Below are 23983 nucleotides of genomic sequence, written 5' to 3'. Positions count from 1 at the left end.
GATTGGCGTCTATACTACATAAAGGCACATTGCCGCTTAAGCGGTTTTTTATTGTGCAAAATTCAGCACGTCTTTATGTCGAGTTGGGTTAGGCAGTCGCAAGACTGGACGGACTTTATGCCGTTACGCCAACCTAATCCAGCCCGACACCATACTATTCCGGTATTGGTGCGGATTACCTTATAAAGGAATCTCAGCAAATGAACAATACTAACCAAACAGCTCAAGCAGAGCAACAGCCCACATTCAATCCTGATTTTAGCCACCGGCTACATTGCAGCAACCACGCCAATTTAAAATACGATGCCACTTGCACAGATCAACTCCGCGAAACTATCGACGTGATGGTAATGCGGTCTAAGGGCGTATTGTCGATGGTTTCGATGTTGCACTTGGAGAGCCACATAAGCCAAATAGACCCAGAAGAGGTGTTCTGGGCTTTAAAGTCGGTCGTGATGGGGCTTAATGATATTTACGCGGTGGTAGAAGCCCACGACGCGGCGGTAAGTCATAAAGCCACGGTCGGCGCTGAATGAAATAAAGGATATTCGCAGTACTGTAAATGCCTTTGGCTGTGCTGATTTTTCAGAAAAACTAAACAATCAGCCATAAAACAAAATAACAGCCCTGCTTCGGTGGGGCTTTTTTGTGCCTGATGTTTTGGCAACGATTGCCGATAAATAAACGGATAATATTTGGCGTAATATCTAATGGATTGCCCGGCAAACATGACCCTGCCATGACCCGAAATATTTTAGGCAAAAAAAAGGGCTTAGATTTTACTCTAAGCCCTTGATTTATTTGGCTCCCCCGGACGGGCTCGAACCGCCGACCTAGTGATTAACAGTCACCCGCTCTACCAACTGAGCTACAGGGGAATAAACTTGGTAAGTCCAATGGTGCGCCCGGAGAGATTTGAACTCCCGACCGATCGGTTCGTAGCCGATTACTCTATCCAGCTGAGCTACGGGCGCTTATTGAGCTAGTTATTATCTTTCTTTGAAGCTTTTATGTCAACTTTTAATTAAAAATGTGACATTTTAAAATGGTGGAGAGAGAGGGATTCGAACCCTCGATGGGAGTTAAAGCCCATACTCCCTTAGCAGGGGAGCGCCTTCAGCCGCTCGGCCATCTCTCCTAAAACAGTTTACTCTTCGGAATCGTTGGAACTTACAGACTCAGCTTGTTCTTTTTTAATTCTTTCGTAAATTTCTTCTCTATGAACAGATACATCTTTTGGTGCATTAACACCTATACGAACCTGATTTCCTTTCACTCCAAGGACAGTGACAGTGACCTCATCACCAATCATTAAAGTCTCACCTACTCGACGAGTCAATATAAGCATGGTTTCTCCCTAAATATGTATTAAAACTAAATGTTCTTACACAACGTCTGACTTAGATTCGACAGTATATCAGTTTTTCATTTAAATAAAACCTAAAAATCATGCCATAGCGCAAGAAACAATAGGTTCGCGTACCAGCAGCTTTGTCTATTACGCCTACTATTGACTTAAGCAGTTAATTTTATAGGGAAAATAAAGATGTTAAATAAAAAATGAAAATTAATGGTTTTATTATTTCCAAAAATCTATAGAGCCAAAAATACTTATTCTGCACTCCGTCTTGGATCAAAGGCATCTTGCACCGCATCGGCAAATAAATTGGCCGCCAATACCAAGATAAACATAAACACAAAAGCCGCCGATAAAGACCACCAAACAATAGGTTCACGAGCCATTTCCAAACGAGCACCATTAATCATATTACCCCAACTATAAGTGGTCGGATCAACACCTATATTAATATACGACAATACTGCTTCGGCCAAAACCAGTGAACTAAAATCCAGCACTACGGAAATTAAGACGATGTGCATGACATTGGGTAAAATATGGCGCAGTAAAATCATGCTTTGCTTAACACCTAAAGCTTGAGCGGCTTGCACATATTCGACTTCTCGAAGTTTCAGGGTTTCTGCTCTAAGCAGTCGGCATAAACCAGTCCAATTCGTCACACCAAGAATGAGGCAAAGAAATAATAGCCGCATATCGGCACGCACTATAACACTGGTAAAGTCCTGCTCATGATTCGCCATGTAAACCTGAACCATCAGGATCGACGCTGCAATCAGCAATACACCAGGGATAGAGTTTAACGTGGTATAAACATATTGAATCAAGTCGTCTACCCAACCACGGAAATAACCCGCCAGAATACCAAAAACTATAGCCATCGGTAGCATGATGAGCGTTGTCAAGGTACCCAGTACCAAACCGGTACGTATACTTTTTACCGCCTGATAAAAAACATCCTCCCCTACTTTGTCGGTACCAAGAACATGATAATAAGCGGATAAATAAATCAGGGTATAACTTAACGATACGATAATAAAAAAAACTGCCCAAACTGACTTGGCAATTGCAGATAAAGCAAAAGCCTGATTTTTTTTACCTTGAGCCTTATAATTTACACCCAAATAACATAGTATAAAAAGACCAGCCAAGCTTGCTCCTTGAGCAAAACCGTAACCGGTTTTTTTCAAGACGTCAGAAAACTGTTGGGTTTCAGGATTATTTAAATAGTTGCCGCCAAAAGCCAAACGAGGATAGCCCCATTGGGTTGTGCCATCCGCCAGAGCCATTATTTCTTTACTATAAAGCGTAGTGGCAAACGGGGCTGAATAGGTTTTTTCGCCATGCTCTCTCAATGGCGTTGCCCAATAATCCAAGAGACTGATAATCTCATTATTTTTGGTATTGGCAGGTTTGAAATGTACTGAATCCAGCAAGCCAATAAGGACAAAAAACAACAGTACTATTAATGATGCCATACCAGCTTTACTATGAGCTATTTTTTGTAAAGGACGTTTAATGTGTTCTTTACCACGCAGATAAATCACCAAGCCCAGTATGGCAAAGATCAGTATAAATATCAGGGCATCTGTCCATAAAACCACCATCAGGACAATCTCACGCGTGGGTCAACCAGAGTGTACGAAATATCCGTCAACAACAACCCAATCACATATAAAACGGAGCCTAAAAAAACCATCGCTCGTACTATGGCAAAATCCTGACTGTTAATCGCATCGATGGTATAACTACCTAATCCGGGAATACTAAAAAAAGATTCCATAATTAAACTGCCCATAAATAATAGCGGCAAAATGACGACTACACCGGTTAAAACAGGAATCATGGCGTTACGCAATACATGCCGAAACAAGGCTTGGGTTTCAGTTAAGCCCTTTGCTCTTGCCGTTCGTACGTAGTCTTTCTCAACCTCTTCTAAAAACAGTGTTCGGTACCATCGAACACCTGAACCTATCCCTGAAAATACCCCAATCAGGACGGGTAACAGTAAAAATCTTATCGCACCCACACTATCCTCATAACCAGAAATAGGTACTAGCCTTAATAATTTGGCGATAAAAAACTGTCCGCCGATAATATAAAACAATGATGAAATTGACATTAAAATCACGCATAAAATAATGCCTGCATACTCCAGATAACTGTCCCGAAATAGCACCATCATTAAGGCAAAACTGATATTAACCACCAAGCCGATACATAAGGTTGGTAGTGCCAAAGCAAGACTTGGCCACATACGTTCCTGAATATCCGCACCAATATTTCTGCCGCTATCGGATACGCCAAAACGAAACAAAAACAAACCCACTGACTTTTGGTAAAAAATAGTCCGGGTTATTTTTTCCTGGCGCTGCGCATCGCTATTCCATAAAAGCGGTACATCATAGCCATGTTGTTGCTTCCAATTGGTTACCGCCTGTTCAGTAACATGTTTTTGCCCCAATTGCATACGCGCCATGTCATTAGGGCTATTAACGACAAAAAACAAAACAAACGTTAAAATGTTAACGCCCATTAACAACGGGAAAGCATATAAAAATCGTCGGATAATATAATTTATCATTACAGCGTTTCCTTGGCACGGCGGCGATAAGCATTAATCGCCGGAATCAACATCAATACAAACAAAAAACAACCCAATAACAATGGCCAAATGACAGGTTTGTTCCATGCCTGCCTTTTATCTGCTCTGGCAACAGTATCAATTCGGGTATATTTAAGCCGGTTATTCGCCATTAAATTGGGTTTCAAGTTGCTATACCAACTATGAAATAACGAAAAATTCTTGGGATGAAAACCAAAAACCCAAGGCGCATCATGACGTACGACTTCTTGTAACTGTTGAATAATCTGGTAACGCTGTTCGTTGTTATCCATGTTACGCATTTGCTCAAATAAACGGTCAAATTCAGGATTTTTATAATTAACCGCATTTTCTCCACCGTGTTTAACTTTTGAGTTAGCACCATACAACAGGAAAAATAAATTTTCAGGATCAGGATAATCAACATTCCAGCCCCAAACAAAAATCTGCTCGTTACCTGCCCGCATTTTTTCCTGAAAACGATTGTAATCCGTAGCGCGAATAACCAACTTGATGCCCAACTTTTCAAATTGTTTACGATACCAGTTCATAGTCGGACGATCATCAATACTGACTGAAGTAGTATCAAAATACAAAATTAACGCTTCTTTGGTTTTTGGATCAATACCGCCAGGATAGCCGGCTTCTGTCATCAACTGCTGTGCACCCCCTATTTTTTTTCGCTGCGCCTTGGCATTTACCCAATCGTAACTATAAGAATTGATGCCGTCTTTACCTTCCGCATAGCCATAAATACCCGGAGGAATAACACCTTGTGCAGCCACTCCGCGCCCGTTTCTAAAGATAGAGATATATTCCTCATAATCAACGGCAATAGCTATCGCTTGACGTAGCTTTCGCGCTCTTTCACTATCACCACCTACGGTAGCATCGAGCATATTAAAACCCATGTAAAATATAGATGTTTCTACCGATGTTTGTAACTGGATACCTTTTTTCTTCATCGAATCCGTTAAGGCAACGCCGCCACTACCGGTAAATTGTATGGCCTGATCGAAACTGTCAGAAGCGATCCCCGATGCATCGTAATAACCTTGCAAGAATTTGGTCCAATAAGGAATGGTTTCCTTTTCCAGCATAAACACGACCTTATCGATAAAAGGCAGTTTTTTTCCCGCATCAGTCAGCAAACCATTTTGCTTATCTTCAGGCTGACCTTCAGAGGGATACTTTTCCAAGTGAAAGAACGGATTTTTAAGCAAAACCATGCGTCGATTGGGATTATTTTCAACCAGTAAATAAGGACCCGTACCAATCGGAAACCAATCCAGGGTAATATTTTTATCAGACATTCCTGCCTGATCATAAAACACATCTGCTTCCCAAGGCATAGCTGAGAAAAACGGCATGGCCAGCCAAAAAATAAATTGGGGATATTTACCTTTAATACGGATACGATATTGATAACGATTATTGACTTGTATGCCCGCCATCGACAGGTTTTTTATAGCAGATTTTTGTTTATCATCGGCTTGTTTGGAAAAATCATCAAAACCTACAATATAGTTTTTCATGATTTCAGCAATAGGAGACTGGATTTTAGGATGCGCCAAGCGTTTAATTTGATACACATAATCTTCAGCAGTGAGTTCACGCGAACCTGTATTATCAAAATCATTCAAGGTTTTAAGTGACTGGATTTGCACAGACGTCAGATGATGATATAAATAGTTTCCCTGCACATCCTTAGCCAAGGCAGGATGTGGCTGATAGTTAATACCTGGTTTTATATCAATCACATAATCGGTATAGGCAATATCATTATCCTTTGCGCCCTTCCCCAAATTTTCACCTTGTTTATTCAAATAATTTATTTCAGGCATTTTACTTGCCGTCAAAGTCGTCAATTGATATGGTCTTTTCAGGTAATGATATTGAAACGGCGGCTCATAAATCTGTGCGATAAAAGCATATTCATTTTCACTGTAAGCAACTGCAGGATCCAGATGCTTGGGACGCTCAGAAAACGATTGATATAAAACCGACAGTTCACCCTCTTTTTCACTATAAGGCTTATTAAACTGTGAAACATCACAAGCCGTCAAAAATAAAGCTATAAATATTAGCACTGCATAGGTTGGTATCTTCATAGACAAAAAACTGGACATCGATAATAGGGTCGTAGATACTTGGAGGATCACTCATTAAATATGAATGAGTGCAGGTCGAAATCAGAATAGAACAATAATTTATAAATTCTATTGTAACAACAAAAACAAAAATACGGGGAGATGATAATGGGTTTTATGCAAGGCAAACGGGTATTAATTGTGGGTTTAGCCAGTAATCGCTCTATTGCATGGGGTATTGCAAAAGCCATGCATAGGGAAGGCGCTGAATTGGCTTTTACATTCCAAAATGAAAAACTGAAAAGTCGTGTTGAAGAAATGGCCCAGCAATGTGATTCAAAAATTACTATTGAATGCGATGTAAGTATTGATGAACATATCGATACTGTGTTTAACACACTGGGCGAGCATTGGGATGGCTTGGATTGTATTGTGCATTCAGTCGCTTTTGCACCCCGCGACGCCTTAAATGGTGATTATGTTGAAGTCACCACTCGCGAAAATTTTAGAGTTGCTCATGACGTAAGTTCTTACAGTTTTACTGCTTTAGCCAAAGCAGGACGCGCAATGATGCAAGGCCGTAATGGCTCATTATTGACCTTAACTTATTTGGGCGCGGAACGGGCAATTCCTAACTACAATGTTATGGGTATTGCCAAAGCCAGCCTGGAAGCAAACGTACGCTATATGGCCGTCGCATTAGGTGCAGAAGGAACTCGTGTTAATGCGCTTTCAGCCGGACCTATCAGAACCCTTGCTGCATCAGGTATTAATGATTTTAAATCCATGCTAAATAAAGCTGCCGATACGTCTCCGTTAAAGAGAAATATAACCATTGAAGAAGTGGGTAATGCAGCCGCTTTTATGTGTTCGGATTTGGCCTCAGGTATTACCGGAGAAATTACCTATGTGGATTGCGGCTACAATATTGCTGGATTAGCAGCCTCTTAAATAATTACAGACACATAAAAAAGGGAGCTTACGCTCCCTTTTTTATGCTTGATTGGCCCGATTATTGACCCTGAGTCTGCGCTTGCGCTTGATTCTTTGTATTAATCTCTACATTAGCTTCCGTCTGCAAACTATTCAATACCTGATTGAATTCAGTTTGACCGAATGCATTGGCAATGTTCTTCTTCGCCAATTCCATCTGTTTCTTGTCATCTTCGCTCATAATACCTGCGGTAACTTTTGACAGACTGACGACAACTTGCTCACCGGAAGGTAATGCTGCAATAAATACACTGGGTTTAGTACCATCAGGTTTAGCCGCTGTAAAAATAACATGACTTAATTGCTCAGGCAGCTTGTTTTTACTACGTACAAGTGCTTTCTCGGCTTTAATTTCCAGCTTATTCTCAGCCGCCAAAACCTGGATGGATTCACCTGCCTGCAAGCGTGCTTTAATTTGTGCGGCTTTCTGAAGGGTCATTAGCTGAGCTTTTTCTTTTGACAAAACATCCGCTACTTCTTGTTTAACTTCATTGAGTTCTCGCTTGGAAGCTACCTTATGCTCTGAAAGCCTTACCACAACCAAACGATCAGCGCCCTGCTCTACAGGTGCACTATTGTTACCTTGCAAGACTTCTTCAGAAAATGCTGCGCCGCGTATTTTGTCGTTAGCAGCAATGCCATCACCTTTTTCTCGCGTAAACAATACCGATTTCTGAACAGAAACACCCAAAGCATCAGCAACTGTTTGCAAATTATCAGGATTTTCATAACTCATTTCAGTTAATTTCTGACCTGCCTCATAAAAAGTATTTTCTGCCTGAACTTTTTGATAAGCTTTAGTTACTTCACTTTTTACACTATCAAAAGGCTTAATATTCCCTGGCACAAGCTCGGTTACTTTAATTAAATGATATCCAAAGGCTGATTTTACCGGATTTGATACCTCACCAAGCTTTAAAGTACTGGCAGCGTCTTCGAATGATTTTTCCATAACACCAACGTTAAACAAACCCAAATCTCCGCCTTGTTTAGCAGTTACTTTATCATCAGATACTTCGGTAGCCAGAGTAGAAAAATCTTTATTGGCCAATTCTTGTTTTACTTTCAGGGCTTTTTCCAAGGCGACTTTTTCAGTTACTTTGTCATTAACTAAAAATAATATATGACTGATTTTCCTACGTTCTGGCGTAGTGAATTGATTTTTTTGCTCTTCATAGAAAGCCTTTAACTTATCATCAGTAACGACTATTTTTTTGGCAATATCTTCAAGTGACAATTCAACATACTCAACAGAAACCTGTTCAGGAGTTCGATATAAATCCTGATGTTGTTGGTAGTAAGTGGTTATTTCTTCTATCGTCGGCTGCTCTGTCAATGACTGCACAGGAACCGTTACATAATCGATATCACGCAATTGATTTTGGATCTTAAAAAAACTTTCCACATCATATTGTGTAGCGAAACTGCTATCAACAATACTATGCTGAAACTGCTCCATTATGAGCGCATTCTTAATTCTGCTGACAAATTCAGCGGAAGAAATCCGTTGCGAGCTGAGTAATGTTTTATATTGTTGGTCACTAAATTTACCATCCACCTGAAAATAAGGCAGGGTTTTAATAAAATCCCTTGCTTCGTTATCAGTTACAACAAGACCCTCTGCATGCACATATTGCAATAAAACTTCATCTTTGATCAGCTTTTGTAGTGCTTGTGCTTTTAATGATTTCTCATCAACACCCAATCCTTGAAAATTCTGACTATATTCCTCATAAGCTTTATTAACATCTCGTTGATAAAAGTCTTTATCACCCACGGATGCAACTACTGCTTCTGTACCGGTATCCAAATAATTATTAATACCCCATAACGCAAAAGGTACACAAATTAATATCAAAATACCCCAAGCAAAAGCACCTTGTGCCTTTTCTCTAATTTTTGTCAGCATAGATCAGCCCTAAAGAATGAATTTACGAAGCAAAAAAAAACCCCGAACCAATCGGTTCGGGGTTTTTTAATTTGGCGGAGTGGACGGGACTCGAACCCGCGACCACCGACGTGACAGGCCGGTATTCTAACCAACTGAACTACCACTCCAAAGTCTGGTGGGTGCTGAGGGGATCGAACCCCCGACCCTCGCCTTGTAAGGGCGATGCTCTCCCAGCTGAGCTAAGCACCCGACTAATTCCCATTATAAACTACTTTAAAAGTAATTGCCAACTATATAACGGATTTTTTAATGTTGAATTAAAACTGCTCAACTAAAAAAATCTAGTTTACAGCATCTTTTAAAGATTTACCAGCTTTAAATGAAGGAATTTTTGCAGCTTTGATAGTAATCTCTTCTCCAGACTGTGGATTACGACCTTTACGCTCAGCTCTTTCTTTTACAGAGTAGGTACCAAAGCCAACTAAAGCAACAGAATCACCTTTGCTTAGAGCACTTGTCACTGCGCCAAGAAAGCCGTCCAAAGCACGACCAGCATCGGCTTTAGTCAAGCCAGAAGATTCTGCTATAGCATCGATCAGTTCAGATTTGTTCATTTTTCCCCCTAAGGAAGTTATTTTTATGTAAATTGCGTGAAGTCCTTATGTTTATTCTTATGTACAAAAACTGCAGCAACACAAGAAACACGGGTATTTATATCAATTGCAGTTACATAGTGTCAAGCTTTAAAGCCCTCAGAGGCCATGTTTTTTGCGGTTTCGTACCATAAAGTTACAAAACTGCAAAGCATTTCTAATGGGCAGTAAGACCCGACTGTATTGTTTGAACCTGTTCAGATTCAGCTTTACCTTGTCCATCATCAGCTTTTTTATCAACAGGAACAGGCATATATTGCAAAGCAACTGCCAATACCTCGTCTATCCAGTGAACCGATCTTATGTCAAGGTTTTGCTTGATATTTTCAGGTATCTCAACCAAATCCTTTTCGTTCTCGGCTGGAATTATAACCGTTGTTATACCGCCACGATGAGCCGCCAATAACTTCTCTTTTAACCCACCAATAGGAAGCACCTCGCCTCGTAAAGTAATTTCACCCGTCATGGCTACATTAGCCCGCACAGGAATTTTGGTTAATGCTGAAATTATCGCAGTACACATGCCTATACCGGCACTGGGACCGTCTTTCGGGGTAGCGCCTTCAGGAACATGAACATGAATATCATTTTTTTGAAAGAGCTCATTATCTATCCCTAAAAGCTCGGAGCGACTTCTAACCACCGTCATCGCAGCTTCAATAGATTCTTTCATGACTTCGCCCAGCTTACCTGTTGCCGAATGCTTGCCTTTTCCAGGAATTACCGCTGTTTCAATGGTTAATAATTCTCCACCCACTTCAGTCCAGGCCAGACCAGTAACTTGTCCAATCTGATCCTGCTCTTCAGCCAACCCATAATTAAACCGCTTGACCCCCAAATAGTTATCGAGATTATCAGGTGTGACTAAAACTTTATTTTTTTCAGACTGCAACAAAAGCGCCTTAACGACTTTACGACAAATTTTTGAAATATCCCTTTCAAGATTACGCACCCCCGCTTCACGCGAGTAATAACGAATCATATCCCTGACTGCAGTTTCTGAAATCTCAAGCTCATGCTCTTCAAGACCGTTATTTTTCACTTGTTTTGGGATTAAATAACGAATGGCAATATTTATTTTTTCATCTTCCGTATAACCTGCAAGCCGAATAACTTCCATTCTATCGAGTAGAGCCGGAGGAATGTTCATAGTATTGGCGGTAGCAACAAACATCACATCAGACAAATCAAAATCTACTTCAAGATAGTGATCTGAAAAAGTATGATTTTGCTCAGGGTCCAATACTTCCAGGAGTGCAGATGCCGGATCACCTCGAAAATCGGCCGCCATTTTGTCAATCTCATCAAGTAAAAACATCGGATTTCGAGTTTTAACTTTAGCCAGATTCTGCAAAATCTTACCTGGCATAGAGCCAATATAAGTACGCCTATGCCCGCGAATTTCTGCTTCATCCCTAACGCCGCCCAAAGACATGCGCACATACTTGCGATTGGTTGCTCTGGCAATAGACTCACCTAATGAGGTCTTACCAACACCTGGAGGCCCAACAAGGCATAAAATTGGCCCCTTAAGCTGCTTTACTCGCTGTTGTACGGCAAGATATTCAAGAATACGTTCTTTTACCTTTTCCAAGCCATAATGTTCAGCTTCCAAAACCTGCTCGGCAATTTTTAAATCATGGCTAACTTTACTTTTTTTCTTCCAAGGGACGTTAACCATCCAGTCAATATAATTACGAACTACCGTGGCTTCTGCAGACATAGGCGGCATTAATTTAAGCTTGTTAAGCTCGGTTGTCGCTTTTGTTTTTGCTTCTTTTGACATACCTGCGTTGATAATTTTCTTTTCCAGCTCTTCAATTTCATTGGGCACGTCATCCATGTCGCCCAATTCTTTTTGAATCGCTTTCATCTGTTCATTCAGGTAGTATTCTCTTTGATTTTTCTCCATCTGCTGCTTAACGCGCACACGAATTTTTTTCTCCATTTCCAGAAGATCAACTTCGCCTTCCATTAAAGTCATTAAATTTTCCAGCCGCTTTTCAATATCTGCGGTTTCAAGAATAATCTGCTTATCACTAACTTTTAAGGTCATATGAGCTGCCATTGTATCGGCAAGTCGACTTGGATCATCAATACCCGACAAAGCATTTAAAACTTCTGGCGGGATTTTATTATTCAATTTAACGTATTGATCAAATGAATTGATAACTGTCCGTTGCAATACATCCTGCTCTTGAGCAGAAATAGTAAAAATATCATCAATTTTCTCAACTGCCGCTGAAAAAAAACTCGCTGTTTCTTGATAATGTATAACTTTACTCCGCTCACATCCTTCTACCAAAACCTTGACCGTACCATCGGGCAACTTAAGCAACTGTAGAATGTTAGCCAAGGTACCGACCTCATAAAGATCGGTAAAATCCGGCTCGTCAACCTCAGCTTCTTTTTGCGCAACCAACAAAACCTGCTTATTGTCCTTCATAGCGGCATCTAGGGCATCAATAGATCTATCCCTACCGACAAATAATGGAATAACCATATGCGGATAAACCACTACATCCCTAAGTGGCAAAACAGGAATCAAGCTATCTACTTGTTGTAACTCTTTCATTTTGTGCGTTTCCATAAACGGAACCTTTAACGATTTCTTTGATTAGAAGGTTATGGGGGCGCTAATTAAAATAGCAAGGAATAGAAATACAATATATCGCTTCTCTACAAAAAAGATAATAAATTAATAGCCCATAGTGCAAAGTGATTTTATACGCAGAAGTTGGTTAATCCGACAAAGCTTATCTTGGCTTATGCAAGGGACATGCTTATATCAAGAACAATAGCGAGTAAAACATCCTGAACAGCCATACATTTTAATTCTTAAGACTATGCAGTGAAATTAAAATACTTGTCTTTAAAGTAATTTTTTATCGATTATTTTTAACACACGCTATTCACCATAAAATGAAAAAATGCTTATCAATTTTTTGGTATGGCGGCTTTCCTGCTGATAAAACTCGACATTCTTTTTTGTCTCGACGTAACTTAACGATTGGAGACTCTAAAAATAAAGATAACAGAAAGAATTTATTAGCCCTGTAGAGCAACAAAAGAAGTTGTATTTACAAAAAATTTGACTAAAAAAGTGATAAAAAATTATCTTAAGTACTGTGCTAAACAATAAAACACGATAATTTAGTAGTTGAAATTAATAATTTTTAATGACATGGTTCGAACCTTACCCATTGATTACGCAACCACCAGCCTAAACTGCTGGTTGCTTAATCAATGTAACGTTAAGATTCGGCAGAAACCTTTTTTACATCCGTCTCATAAACTAAAAGAGGCTCGGAATCACCTAAAATAACGCTTTCATCGACGACTACCTTAGAGATATTGTCAACTGAGGGAAGCTCATACATAGTATTCAGCAATACATTTTCAACAATAGTCCTCAATCCTCTGGCGCCAGTTTTTCTTTCCATGGCTTTTTTGGCAATAGCCGTTAAAGAATCCTCACGAAACTCCAACTCAGCGCCTTCCATTTCAAATAAATGCTTATACTGCTTAATAAGTGCATTTTTTGGCTCCGTCAAAATTTGCACAAGCGCCTTCTCGTCCAACTCTTCCAACGTGGCTATTATCGGTAAACGGCCAACAAACTCAGGTATCAACCCGTATTTTATCAAATCTTCAGATTCAACTTCTGCAAATAGTTGACCAATATTTTTAGATTCATCTTTGCTTTTTACATCTGCAGAAAAACCTATGCCACCTTTTTCAGATCGAGCTTTAATAACCCTATCCAAACCGGCAAAAGCACCACCAACTATAAACAAAATATTAGCGGTATTAACCTGTAAAAATTCCCCTTGGGGATGCTTACGGCCACCCTGAGGCGGCACCGAAGCTATAGTACCTTCAATTAATTTTAATAAAGCTTGTTGAACACCCTCACCTGAAACATCGCGAGTAATTGAAGGGTTATCCGATTTTCTGGAAATCTTGTCAATTTCATCAATATAAACAATACCGGTTTCAGCTTTTTCTACATCATAGTCACATTTCTGTAAAATTTTCTGGATGATATTTTCTACGTCTTCACCCACATAACCTGCTTCAGTCAATGTAGTGGCATCAGCAATGGTAAAAGGCACATCAAGCAGACGCGCCAGCGTTTCAGCCAATAAAGTTTTACCTGAACCCGTAGGCCCAATCAATAAAATATTACTTTTAGCCAATTCAACCGAGTCTTTTTTTGACTTGCTGCGCAACCGCTTATAATGATTATAAACAGCCACTGCCAATATTTTTTTAGCGCGATCCTGGCCAATGACATAGGCATCGAGCTCTTCTTTTATTTCTCTTGGCTTAGGTAGTTTGTTACTGCCAAAAGAAGAAGAATCATCCTGCAACTCATCTTTAATAATGTCATTACAAAGCTCAACACACTCATCACAGACATAAACCGAAGGCCCGGCAATAAGCTTTCTTACTTCATGCTGGCTTTTACCGCAAAAAGAACAATATAGTAATTTTTCACTATCTTTGCCATTTTTATCATTACTCATAAATCAGCTCCTGCAAACATCAAAAAGATATTTCAACAATCTATAGAACCAAGCATATCAAAATGCCAAAATAATACCAACCTTTATAGATCGGAACCAGCTGATCTATTTGCCAATACTTTATCAATCAAGCCATAACTTACAGCATCTTCAGAACTCAAGAAATTGTCTCTATCAGTATCTTGCTGAACTTTTTCGATAGGTTGACCTGTATGGTGAGCCAAGATCTTGTTGAGCTTATCTTTTATAGACAGGATTTCTCTTGCATGAATATCAAAATCAGAAGCCTGACCTTGAAATCCACCTAAAGGCTGATGGATCATCATCCTTGAGTGTGGCAAACAATAGCGTTTATTCTTCGCTCCACCTGTCAGCAGCAACGCACCCATACTGGCCGCTTGCCCTATACATAGCGTACTGACATCAGGCTTGATAAACTGCATGGTATCATAAATTGACATACCCGCAGTGACTGATCCACCTGGGGAGTTAATGTATAAATGGATGTCTTTATCAGGGTTTTCTGACTCCAGAAAAAGCAACTGGGCAACCACCAGATTGGCCATATAATCCTCAACCTGACCCACCAAAAAAATCACCCGCTCTTTTAAAAGTCTTGAGTAAATATCGAAAGAGCGTTCGCCTCTGGCAGTTTGCTCGATAACGATAGGAACCAATCCGCCCGCAGCTTCCAAAGCTTTTGCCTGATTCATTATATGATGTCTATACATTTAAGATACCTGCTGTTGCTGTTTATCCATAACATCACTAAACTCGACCGTTTCGTCAGATACTTTTGCTTGGGCAACCAACCATTCAACCGCTTGATCTTCCAAAACCATTTGCTGAACATCGTTTAGTCGGCTTTCATCCGAGTAGTACCAATTTACAACATCTTCAGGACTTTCGTAACTTTTGGCAATATCTTCAATGGTTGAACGTACTTTATCAGCATTTATTTGAATCGCATTTTTTTGGATAATTTCACCCAAAATCAAACCTAATGCTACGCGACGTTTGGCTTGGCCTTCAAATATATCTCTTGGTAACTTAAGATCATCCAGCTTCATTTTCTGTCTTTTAGCTGTTTCGATATAAGGCTTCATCAAGTTTTCCACTTCAACATCAACCAATGTATTGGGCACCGCTAACTGAATCTTCTCATATAAGGCATCCATTACCGAGCCTTTCAACTTGCTACGTAACGCCTGCTCCAACTCTCTTTCCATATTATTTCTAACATCGCTACGGAAAGACTCAATTGAACCATCGTCAATACCGTATGCTTTAACGAATTCTTCATCAATCTCGGGCAACAATGGCTCTTCAACCTTAACAACATCAACTATAAATTCTGCTGCTTTACCTGCCAACTTTTCGTTACCGTAATCTTCCGGAAAACTTAATTGAAAAGTTTTACTGGTGCCGGCTTCAAGACCAACCAGATTATCTTCAAATCCGGGAATCATTTTTTTCAAGCCGCAAACTACCTGAAAATCTTCTACTTTGCCATCGGTAAAGTTTTCGCCTTCAGTAGTACCTGTAAAACAGATAGTAACATTATCCTGGTCTTGAACTGGACGATCAACTAAATGCCAGGTTTGCTTTTGATCTCTTAGCTTGTCGATCATGCTATCAACATCACTATCGCTAACTGTAGCAATAGGGCGCTTAACTTCCAGTTGATCAACACCATCCAATGAGATTTCAGGGTAAACTTCAAACACGGCAGTATATTTAAAGCCGTCAGTTTCATCCAGAGGCTCTATATGAGGGTGACCGGCAGGCTTTAAATCCTGACCTTCCAAAGCATCATAGTAAGTTTCTTTAATTAAATCACTGGCAATTTCGCCGCGCACCCTGTCGCCAAACATTTTCTTAACGACTTGCTGAGGTACTTTGCCAGGGCGAAAACCATCAATTTTAACTTCACGTGCCAACGACTTTAAACGCTCTGCCATTTTCTCCTGAACAACGGCTTCGGGCACGCTAACAGTCATTTTCCTGCTTAATTCGGATGTCTTTTCGACAGAAACTTGCATTTATTTACCTCAATACATTGATAGAAGAGTTTTGATGAATACCGATTAGACGGCTTAAAAGAGCTGGATATAAAACGCTGAATCGTTTTATTTTGTAGAATTGGGTGGTGCGAATGGAGAGACTCGAACTCTCACAGGATAACCTACTGGAACCTAAATCCAGCGCGTCTACCAGTTCCGCCACATTCGCACATTTAGCTCGGAAATTATAATGACATACTGCTTATTTAACAAGAAATATTTTTAAAAAATTTCAATCAAATGCTTACAGACACATCAAAACCCAAAAGCCGAATTTGATCAGCAAATGCATTTAATATTTCCGGGGATAACGGTGCCAACAACAAAGCTTCAGGCTGTGACGAAGGCCTGGCTATGGTGTACAACATAACTGTCTGCAAATTACAGCCACTTTTTTTAATATCCGTTAATAGATTAAGATAGGCCTGCTTTTCTTTATCAGACAAACCTTGTTTATTATAATCCACTAAACAGGTTTGCAGTTTTGTCGTACACAGCGTTGCCGAAAGCAACAGATTTTCCACACTGGCCTTGCAACTTTGTGCAGTATTGTTAATTAAGGCCCTACCTTGTTCCGTAGCGCTATCCAGCTTAAACCAGACTTCTCCACCATAAGAATTTAAACTCTTTAATCCAGCCTGTACTTTAGTTTGATGCACCAAACTACCGTTGGTAATGAGTACATAATTACTGTGCGGAAAAACACCGACTTCTGTTGCTATTTTGCCAATCAAATCGATTGCCTTGGCAAACTCTTTTAAGCTGGTTGGTTCACCATTACCGGCAACAGCAATATCCTTAATCACCTGCTGATTTTTATCAACATGAAAACGTTGATAAAAATCACCATTAATTACGTCGTCAAGAAAAAACCTTAACTCATCTTCCAATAATTTAAAATCCATTGCAGGTGCAGTCCCGATTTTTAACTCAGGTACCTGACAATAAATACAGCGCCAATTACAAGCATTATTAGTATTAAAATTTATACCAATAGATAACCCGCCCATACGCCGGGAAATAACCGGGTAGACATATTTCAACCCGACAACATCGGAACTATGATCAGTTGTTGTTAATTTCGATACCATGGCCCTGCCTGGAAGTGATTTTTAATAACATAATTTGATGATTTTCATTGACGTTTTTAGGTAGCTTCCACCAAGCTAAACTTTTGACTACTTTAACCTCAAAAACCAATCCCGTACAAAAAACACCAACCTGACAATGCTGATATTAAGAGAAATTTAGACACATACCCGACTTTGAAATAAATAAATGCTGATTTACCGGGCTTTTTTCTTATATACCTAAAACGCTTAATATTGATGACAATATCCATTGAACCATTATTCGGTATTTTTAATGGGTAGACTTGAGCACTATTTTCAATCGAGACAAGATTATTTTTCATCCGAAACCATCCATTGCCATGACAATACATTAACTATACAATCGGCTCATCCAAGCATTAGTATACCTCAAGCAACTACTATCAAACCTGCCATTGACCATCGGTATCCTGAATTGATTGCGAATGAATCTGCCATAAATACCGATGCCCAACATTTAACACAGCTGTCATTAGCTATCGTAACCCAACCAACCCAACACACAAAGAAACCAACACCATGAATCATATTGCCTTAAAAATGCTAATGGGTGATACGGGCAAATATATCGGCATAGTAATGGGCCTGACCTTTGCTTCGTTAATTATGACCCAGCAGCCAGCCATTTTTCTGGGCATTATGTCACGTACTTACAGCTTTATTGCCGATGTTGGCTTGCCTGATATCTGGGTAATGGACTCGAAAGTACAATTTGTCGATGATATCAAACCTTTGCAGGATACCGAACTTTATCGGGTACGAGGCATCTCGGGCGTCGAATGGGCAATGCCGATGTATAAAGGCTTACTAAAAGCGCGTCTTACCGATGGCACCTTTCAAACCTGCAATGTCGTAGGACTGGATGATGCCACTTTAATCGGCGGACCACCCATAATGCTGGAAGGTAAACTGGATGATTTACGCCGTAGCGATAGCGTTATTGTCGATATTGACGGTGCCAGGGATAAACTCGGAAAACCCTCACTACTGCCTGGAGGCAAAGCCATTCCACTTAAGATAGGCGACAATCTGGAATTAAACGATCGCCGCGCGATTGTCGTCGGCATTGCCAAAGTCACGCGCACCTTTCAATCGCAACCCGTCATATACACAACGTATTCACGCGCTAAAAGCTACGCGCCCAAAGAACGTAAACTGTTATCTTTTGTCTTGGTTAAAGCAAAAAAAGGCCAGGATCTCGCCAAACTAACACGCAGCATCCGTGAAAAAACCGGATTAGCGGCTTATACCCAGACAGAATTTATTACTCTCACTTATGAATATTTTATGCACAACACAGGCATCCCGATTAATTTTGGTATTTCGGTACTGTTAGGTTTTATTGTCGGCGCCGCCATTGCCGGCCAGACTTTTTACAACTTCACCCTGGAAAATTTGCGGCAATTCGGCGTACTAAAAGCCATGGGTACCAGTAACTGGACATTACTACGCATGATTTTATTACAAGCGATTCTGGTCGGCAGCATCGGTTATGGTTTAGGCGTAGGTCTAACGGCATTATTTGGTTTTGCCATGCGCCATACCATTCTGGCCTTCAAGTTTCCCTGGCAACTACTACTGTTCAGCGGTGCGGGAGTTAGTTTAATCTGCATTTTTGCCGCCATCATCAGCATACTCAAAGTGATTCGCCTGGAACCTGCCATTGTATTTAAAGGCTAACATGACGAGTATAGCCGTACGCTGTCAAAACGTAGTCAAAGTTTATGATACCGGTGGTCAAAAAGTAACCGCCCTTAATCATATTAATCTGGAGATTGCTGAGGGCAAACTAATGATGTTGGTCGGGCCATCCGGCTGTGGTAAAACGACCCTTATTTCAGTAATCGCCGGTATTCTCGATCAGGATGAAGGCGTTTGTGAATTATTTGGTGAAAATTTACTTACCATGCGCAGCAAGGACAAATTAAATTTTAGGGCAAAAAACATTGGCTTTGTATTTCAGGCGTTTAACCTGCTACCGTCACTCAATGCTGCAGAAAATGTCTCGATTCCACTTATTATTAACGGCATGAAACGCATTGAAGCCGAACGTAAAGCCATAACATTACTTGAGCAGGTGGGCTTGGGAGAGCGCTGGCAGTCATTACCTTCACAACTTTCCGGTGGACAACAACAACGTGTCGCCATTGCCCGTGCCTTGGTACATAACCCACGACTTATTGTTTGTGACGAACCCACCAGCGCACTGGACCATGAAACCGGGCGTAATGTGATGGAACTGCTCAAAGCAGTCGCCATGCAAAAAGACCGAACTTTAGTCATTGTTACCCATGATACGCGTATTTTTGACTTTGCCGATCGTATTGCCGAAATGGATGACGGGCATATTGTTAAGGTAAAAGAAAGCAAGATTAAAGCGACAAGCCCTTGACCCCTTTCACCACGCCCTTTATACCCACCGAATTTCACCTGTTGCCTTGAACCTTAAATCCTAACCATGCAAATCAAATACACACTCCCGCTAATGGCTGTTGCCGGATTTTTATTTGCCACTTACACGGCAATCAATAGTAATAATCCTATGCCAATTGCAGAAGCCATCACAGAGCCTGCCTCTGCACCCTTTAAAGCCTTTATTGCCGGTGCCGGAATCATTGAAGCACAAAGCCGTAATATCGCCATTGGCACACCCTTACCTGGCATTGTCAAAGCAATAGCCGTAAAGGTTGGCGATCAAGTTAAAGCGGATGCTCCGCTTTTTTATCTGGATGATATTGATACACTTGCGGCATTAGCCATCAAACGTGCAGATCTTGCCAAAGCCAAAGCCGATGTTACCATTGCAAAGGCCACATTCAATGATGCAAAATCCCTCAGTGATTTGGCTGAAGCCGTAACCGATCGTCGCGCCATCAGCGCCGAAGAATTGCTTAAACGGCGCAACACTATGCTAATCACTAAAGCCAGACTGGAAAGTGCGTTGGCATTGGTACAACAAGCAGAAGCCAGCCTGGCAGATACTGAAACTACCTTAAGTCGTCTTATTGTGCGCGCACCAGTCGAAGGTGAAGTACTGCAAGTCAATATTCGACCGGGTGAGTTTGCCCCAACCGGCTTTTTAAGTACACCATTACTATTGCTCGGTGACCTCAATCAGTTGCATGTGCGGGTTGATATTGACGAGAATGATGCGTGGCGCTTCGACAAAAACAGCAAAGCCATTGCTTTTCTGCGCGGCAATCGAAGCTTCAAAGTCGACCTAAGCCTGGCCTATGTCGAACCCTATGTTATCCCTAAAAAATCCTTGACCGGCGACAGTAATGAACGGGTTGATACACGAGTATTGCAGGCGCTGTATCGGTTTGATCGCAAGCAACTGCCTGTCTATGTCGGCCAACAGATGGATGTATTTATTGAAGCCCGTGATTACTCCACCAATAAGGATTCAGAAAACAACCAAAATGATGCTAAAGGTCCCTCGTCATGAAACGTTGCCTTATCATGCTGCCTTTAACTTTTCTGGTCTGGGGCTGTACTGTCGGGCCCGACTACCAGCGCCCTGTTGTCGCAACCCCCAAACAATGGACCGAAACCGTCAAAAACCGAAATACCGGATTACCGGACAACCACACCAGCTCGATTCTACGGGATCAATGGTGGCAAAGCTTCAATGATCCGATACTTAACCGACTTATCACCGATGCCATTGCCGCCAATCTGGATTTAAAACAGGCTTTGGTACGGGTTAAAGATGCTCGCGCCCAACGCTGGGTAACCATTACTGCAGGCCTGCCCTCCATAACAGGAAAAAGCAATGTCAGTCGACGCCTTAACAACTCTTCCGCAAGCGGCCAAACTGGTGGCACACCCGGCGCAGTTGGCGGCTCGGGTTTTGGCAATCAGATCATCAATATTTTTCAATCCGGTTTTGACGCACAATGGGAGCTGGATTTTTTTGGCGGCGAAAGACGTGCCATAGAAGCCGCTGACGCTAATGTCGACAGCGCCATAGAAAACAGCCGAGATGTCATGATTACCCTACTGGGCGAAGTTGCCAGCAACTACATCCAGTTACGCACCAATCAACAATTAATCGCCATAACGCGCGAGAACTTATATTCTCAACAAGAAACAGCAAGACTGACTCAAATACGCCAACAAGCCGGTTTCGCAAGCATGCTGGAAGTCGCTCAGGCACAATCCCAGACAGCGACTACTGAAGCTTTTATGCCTATGTATGAAACTGTTGTTAACCAATCAATCCACTCACTTAGCGTCTTACTGGCGCGGGAACCGAATGCCCTGGCGCTTCGGCTCGATAATTCAGCTCCCATTCCAGTAATGACCAGCCTTGTAATAGCCGACCTCCCCTCTGAACTATTATTGCGCAGGCCCGATATTCGTTATGCTGAACGAAAAATTGCCGAGGCCAACGCCAATGTCGGTGTTGCGACTGCCGAACTGTATCCGAGAGTGAATCTGTCAGCGTTTATAGGTCTGCAAAATACGCGCATTACAGACTTCACTCCCATTGGTAAATCATGGTCTACTGCCTCATCGTTAACCTTACCCATTTTTAATTGGGGACGAATTAACGCCAACATCAAAAGTAAAAATGCGCAATTTGACCTAGCCTTTCTCTCCTACCAATCAACTGTTTTAACCGCTTTTAAAGAAGTCGAAGATGCACTCGTAGCCTATAAAAATGAGCAACACAGACACCAGGCACTTGCTCAAGCCGTTGCCGCAAGTGAACTCGCGGTGCAAATGGCCGATGAGCGCTATAGCAAAGGTTTATCAATGTTTCTGGATGTACTCCAAACCCAGCAGGCGCTTTTTCAGGCGCAACGCAATCTGGTCGATAGTGAAGCCCAACTGTCAAACGATCTGGTTGCTTTATATAAAGCTTTGGGTGGCGGCTGGCAAACCGAAGTAACCTTAAGTGACGCAATTCAGTTACAAAAATAACAGAGGGCTTGTATTCAAACATAAGCAAAGGCTTTATCATACTCAACAATATTTTTCTTAAACGAACATTAACAATAACTTGGCAAAAAAATCCCGACACATACAGCCCAGTCAAGCCCAGTCATTACCCCCTGCGTCAGAATAGTTGTCGCCTCAACTTTTAAGAAAAAATAAAATTTGAGAGTAGAAATGAAAAAATATAAAAGGTATTCAGTAGGCTTCAGAGAGCAGGCCCTGGTAAAAGTATACAATCGTAGTAATGACCAATCAGTTCAGTCCGTCGCAAACGAATTGAATATCCATTTAACAACCTTGAAGGCTTGGATGAAACAGAAGGAACAGGACGTCAAACTTGCACCGCTAAAATCAAAGCGTCCCGAAGATTGGAGCTCTGAAGAACGCTTTACTGCTTTACAAAAAACCTATAATTTGATCGGTGAAGACTTAAATGCCTGGTGTCGTGAACGCGGCGTTTTTATTCATCAGTTGGAACAATGGAAAGCTGATTTCTGCCGCCAGGATGACTTAGTAGACAAGCGTGAAGAAGCGCGGGTCCTGCGTATATTGAAAGAAGAAGTCCAAAGCCTTGAGCGCAATTTATTGCGTAAAGACAAAGCCTTAGCAGAAGCCGCAGCGCTGTTGGTACTGCAAAAAAAGTTCCGGGCGCTCTTGGGGGGAGAGGTCGAATGACTGGCCACGAAGAGCGCGAACAAGTGATTGCTTTACTTAATGAATCAGTAACTGCGGGAGCACGTCAAGCTAAAGCCTGTGAAGTATTAGGACTTAGTGAGCGTACCTTACAACGCTGGCAGACAGGTGAGACGATTCACTGCGATCAACGCCCCTTGCGTGACTATCAACCGCCACACAAACTAACAGCAATCGAGCGTGCCGAGGTGCTGATCGTCGCTAATTCAGATGAATTTGGTCATCTGCCACCGAGTCAGATCGTGCCACGACTGGCCGACCAAGGTAGCTATCTGGCGTCTGAGTCGACCTTCTATCGCATCCTGCGCGAGGAAAAACAGCTTACCCATCGGCGTAGCGAACGTCCGGCTCAAACACGAACAAAGCCACGCGCGGCATGTGCTACAGCACCTAATCAACTGTACAGTTGGGACATTACTTATCTGCCATCACTGATCCGTGGACAGTTTTTCTATCTGTATCTATTTGTTGATATTTTCAGCCGAAAGATCGTCGGTTGGCAGGTGTATGAAGAAGAAAACAGCGCCTTGGCTGGCGAATTGTTACGTGATCTCTGTCATCGTGAAGGGATACAGGCAGAACAGCTTATCCTGCATTCTGACAACGGCAGTCCGATGAAGGGATCGACTATGCTGGCGACCTTGCAACAACTGGGTGTCATGCCTTCGTTTAGTCGGCCATCGGTTAGCAACGATAATCCGTACTCAGAATCGTTGTTTAAGACCTTGAAATATCGTCCTAACTATCCGCTAAAGCCGTTCGCCGATGTTACGGAAGCGCGTCAGTGGGTCACAAGCTTAGTGGAATGGTACAACCATGAGCATCGTCACAGCGCTATTCGGTTTATTACTCCAGCGCAACGCCATGAAGGCTTGGACGACAAGCTTCTGGATAACCGTAAAGTCGTCTACGAAGCAGCACGTGCTAAACATCCGCAACGCTGGACTGGAAGTTCCCGTAATTGGGAAAAAATCCAGACAGCCCACCTTAACCCAGACAAGGTCTAAACAAAAAAATGCTACCAAGGAAGTGATTATTTAGAAAACAAACCAG

At 41.6% G+C, this 23983-nt stretch carries 17 protein-coding genes, 6 tRNA genes and 1 pseudogene; 7 read left to right on the top strand and 17 right to left on the bottom strand.

Annotated features, from left to right (window positions below):
• Nucleotides 1-200 precede the first annotated feature (200 nt).
• Complete coding sequence (locus tag KKZ03_RS11410) at nt 201-536, top strand: hypothetical protein (RefSeq protein ID WP_243216983.1); 336 nt, start codon at nt 201-203, stop codon at nt 534-536.
• Nucleotides 537-802: 266 nt separating this feature from the next.
• On the opposite strand, the gene KKZ03_RS11405 is transcribed toward KKZ03_RS11410, so the two are convergent.
• From KKZ03_RS11405 to KKZ03_RS11375, 7 genes are all read right to left on the bottom strand, one after another.
• Nucleotides 803-878: transfer RNA gene (locus KKZ03_RS11405), tRNA-Asn, on the bottom strand.
• Nucleotides 879-897: 19 nt separating this feature from the next.
• Nucleotides 898-974 (bottom strand) — tRNA-Arg (locus KKZ03_RS11400).
• A 72-nt stretch (nt 975-1046) separates the two neighbouring features.
• Nucleotides 1047-1138: transfer RNA gene (locus KKZ03_RS11395), tRNA-Ser, on the bottom strand.
• A gap of 9 nt (nt 1139-1147) precedes the next feature.
• A complete protein-coding gene (gene csrA, locus KKZ03_RS11390; protein ID WP_243216982.1) occupies nt 1148-1348 on the bottom strand; it encodes a carbon storage regulator CsrA in 201 nt (66 codons plus the stop codon).
• Nucleotides 1349-1611: 263 nt separating this feature from the next.
• The gene (locus KKZ03_RS11385) at nt 1612-2964 is read right to left on the bottom strand and encodes an ABC transporter permease (RefSeq protein WP_243216981.1); all 1353 of its coding nucleotides are present in this window, start codon (nt 2962-2964) and stop codon (nt 1612-1614) included.
• Nucleotides 2964-3941: an ABC transporter permease gene (locus KKZ03_RS11380; protein ID WP_243216980.1), complete on the bottom strand. Its 978-nt coding sequence runs from the start codon at nt 3939-3941 to the stop codon at nt 2964-2966. Before KKZ03_RS11380 ends, KKZ03_RS11385 begins: the two co-directional genes overlap by 1 nt.
• On the bottom strand, nt 3941-6073 hold the full coding sequence (locus tag KKZ03_RS11375; protein ID WP_243216979.1) for an ABC transporter substrate-binding protein: 2133 nt from the start codon (nt 6071-6073) through the stop codon (nt 3941-3943). The genes KKZ03_RS11380 and KKZ03_RS11375 overlap by 1 nt, the downstream gene beginning before the upstream one ends.
• A gap of 147 nt (nt 6074-6220) precedes the next feature.
• Here KKZ03_RS11375 and KKZ03_RS11370 point away from each other — a divergent pair, with 147 nt between their 5' ends.
• The gene (locus KKZ03_RS11370) at nt 6221-7003 is read left to right on the top strand and encodes an enoyl-ACP reductase (protein ID WP_243216978.1); all 783 of its coding nucleotides are present in this window, start codon (nt 6221-6223) and stop codon (nt 7001-7003) included.
• A 61-nt stretch (nt 7004-7064) separates the two neighbouring features.
• Here the strand turns inward: KKZ03_RS11370 and KKZ03_RS11365 are convergent, their stop codons facing one another.
• The 10 genes from KKZ03_RS11365 to KKZ03_RS11320 form a co-directional block, all read right to left on the bottom strand.
• Complete coding sequence (locus tag KKZ03_RS11365; protein ID WP_243216977.1) at nt 7065-8954, bottom strand: SurA N-terminal domain-containing protein; 1890 nt, start codon at nt 8952-8954, stop codon at nt 7065-7067.
• Nucleotides 8955-9026: 72 nt separating this feature from the next.
• Nucleotides 9027-9103: transfer RNA gene (locus KKZ03_RS11360), tRNA-Asp, on the bottom strand.
• 6 nt (nt 9104-9109) lie between these two features.
• Nucleotides 9110-9185, bottom strand: a tRNA-Val gene (locus KKZ03_RS11355).
• A gap of 92 nt (nt 9186-9277) precedes the next feature.
• Entirely contained in the window at nt 9278-9550 is a 273-nt protein-coding gene (locus tag KKZ03_RS11350) for an HU family DNA-binding protein (RefSeq protein WP_243216976.1), read from the bottom strand.
• 196 nt (nt 9551-9746) lie between these two features.
• Nucleotides 9747-12179 carry an endopeptidase La gene (gene lon, locus KKZ03_RS11345; protein ID WP_243216975.1) on the bottom strand — a complete coding sequence of 811 codons (2433 nt, stop codon included), beginning with the start codon at nt 12177-12179 and terminating at the stop codon, nt 9747-9749.
• A 664-nt stretch (nt 12180-12843) separates the two neighbouring features.
• Nucleotides 12844-14118, bottom strand: coding sequence for an ATP-dependent Clp protease ATP-binding subunit ClpX (gene clpX, locus KKZ03_RS11340; protein ID WP_243216974.1), 1275 nt, complete (start codon nt 14116-14118; stop codon nt 12844-12846).
• 83 nt (nt 14119-14201) lie between these two features.
• Entirely contained in the window at nt 14202-14831 is a 630-nt protein-coding gene (gene clpP / locus KKZ03_RS11335; protein WP_371744711.1) for an ATP-dependent Clp endopeptidase proteolytic subunit ClpP, read from the bottom strand.
• Nucleotides 14832-14849: 18 nt separating this feature from the next.
• On the bottom strand, nt 14850-16160 hold the full coding sequence (gene tig, locus KKZ03_RS11330; protein ID WP_243216973.1) for a trigger factor: 1311 nt from the start codon (nt 16158-16160) through the stop codon (nt 14850-14852).
• A gap of 105 nt (nt 16161-16265) precedes the next feature.
• A tRNA-Leu gene (locus KKZ03_RS11325) sits at nt 16266-16350 on the bottom strand.
• Nucleotides 16351-16417: 67 nt separating this feature from the next.
• Entirely contained in the window at nt 16418-17272 is an 855-nt protein-coding gene (locus KKZ03_RS11320) for a radical SAM protein (RefSeq protein WP_243216972.1), read from the bottom strand.
• A gap of 540 nt (nt 17273-17812) precedes the next feature.
• On the opposite strand from KKZ03_RS11320, the gene KKZ03_RS11315 reads away from it, so the two are divergent.
• The 5 genes and pseudogenes from KKZ03_RS11315 (at nt 17813) to KKZ03_RS11295 (ending at nt 23937) form a co-directional block, all read left to right on the top strand.
• Nucleotides 17813-18973: an ABC transporter permease gene (locus tag KKZ03_RS11315; protein ID WP_243216971.1), complete on the top strand. Its 1161-nt coding sequence runs from the start codon at nt 17813-17815 to the stop codon at nt 18971-18973.
• Nucleotide 18974: 1 nt separating this feature from the next.
• On the top strand, nt 18975-19685 hold the full coding sequence (locus KKZ03_RS11310; protein ID WP_243216970.1) for an ABC transporter ATP-binding protein: 711 nt from the start codon (nt 18975-18977) through the stop codon (nt 19683-19685).
• Nucleotides 19686-19751: 66 nt separating this feature from the next.
• Nucleotides 19752-20741 (top strand): efflux RND transporter periplasmic adaptor subunit, encoded by a 990-nt coding sequence (locus tag KKZ03_RS11305; RefSeq protein WP_243216969.1) that lies wholly within the window; start codon nt 19752-19754, stop codon nt 20739-20741.
• Complete coding sequence (locus KKZ03_RS11300) at nt 20738-22222, top strand: efflux transporter outer membrane subunit (RefSeq protein ID WP_243216968.1); 1485 nt, start codon at nt 20738-20740, stop codon at nt 22220-22222. Before KKZ03_RS11305 ends, KKZ03_RS11300 begins: the two co-directional genes overlap by 4 nt.
• A 189-nt stretch (nt 22223-22411) precedes the next feature.
• Nucleotides 22412-23937: pseudogene (locus tag KKZ03_RS11295) on the top strand (IS3 family transposase).
• Nucleotides 23938-23983 lie beyond the last annotated feature (46 nt).

Origin of the sequence: Methylobacter sp. S3L5C, assembly GCF_022788635.1 — a bacterium.
Classification (GTDB): domain Bacteria; phylum Pseudomonadota; class Gammaproteobacteria; order Methylococcales; family Methylomonadaceae; genus Methylobacter_C.
This window is presented reverse-complemented; position numbering and strand designations above follow the sequence as displayed.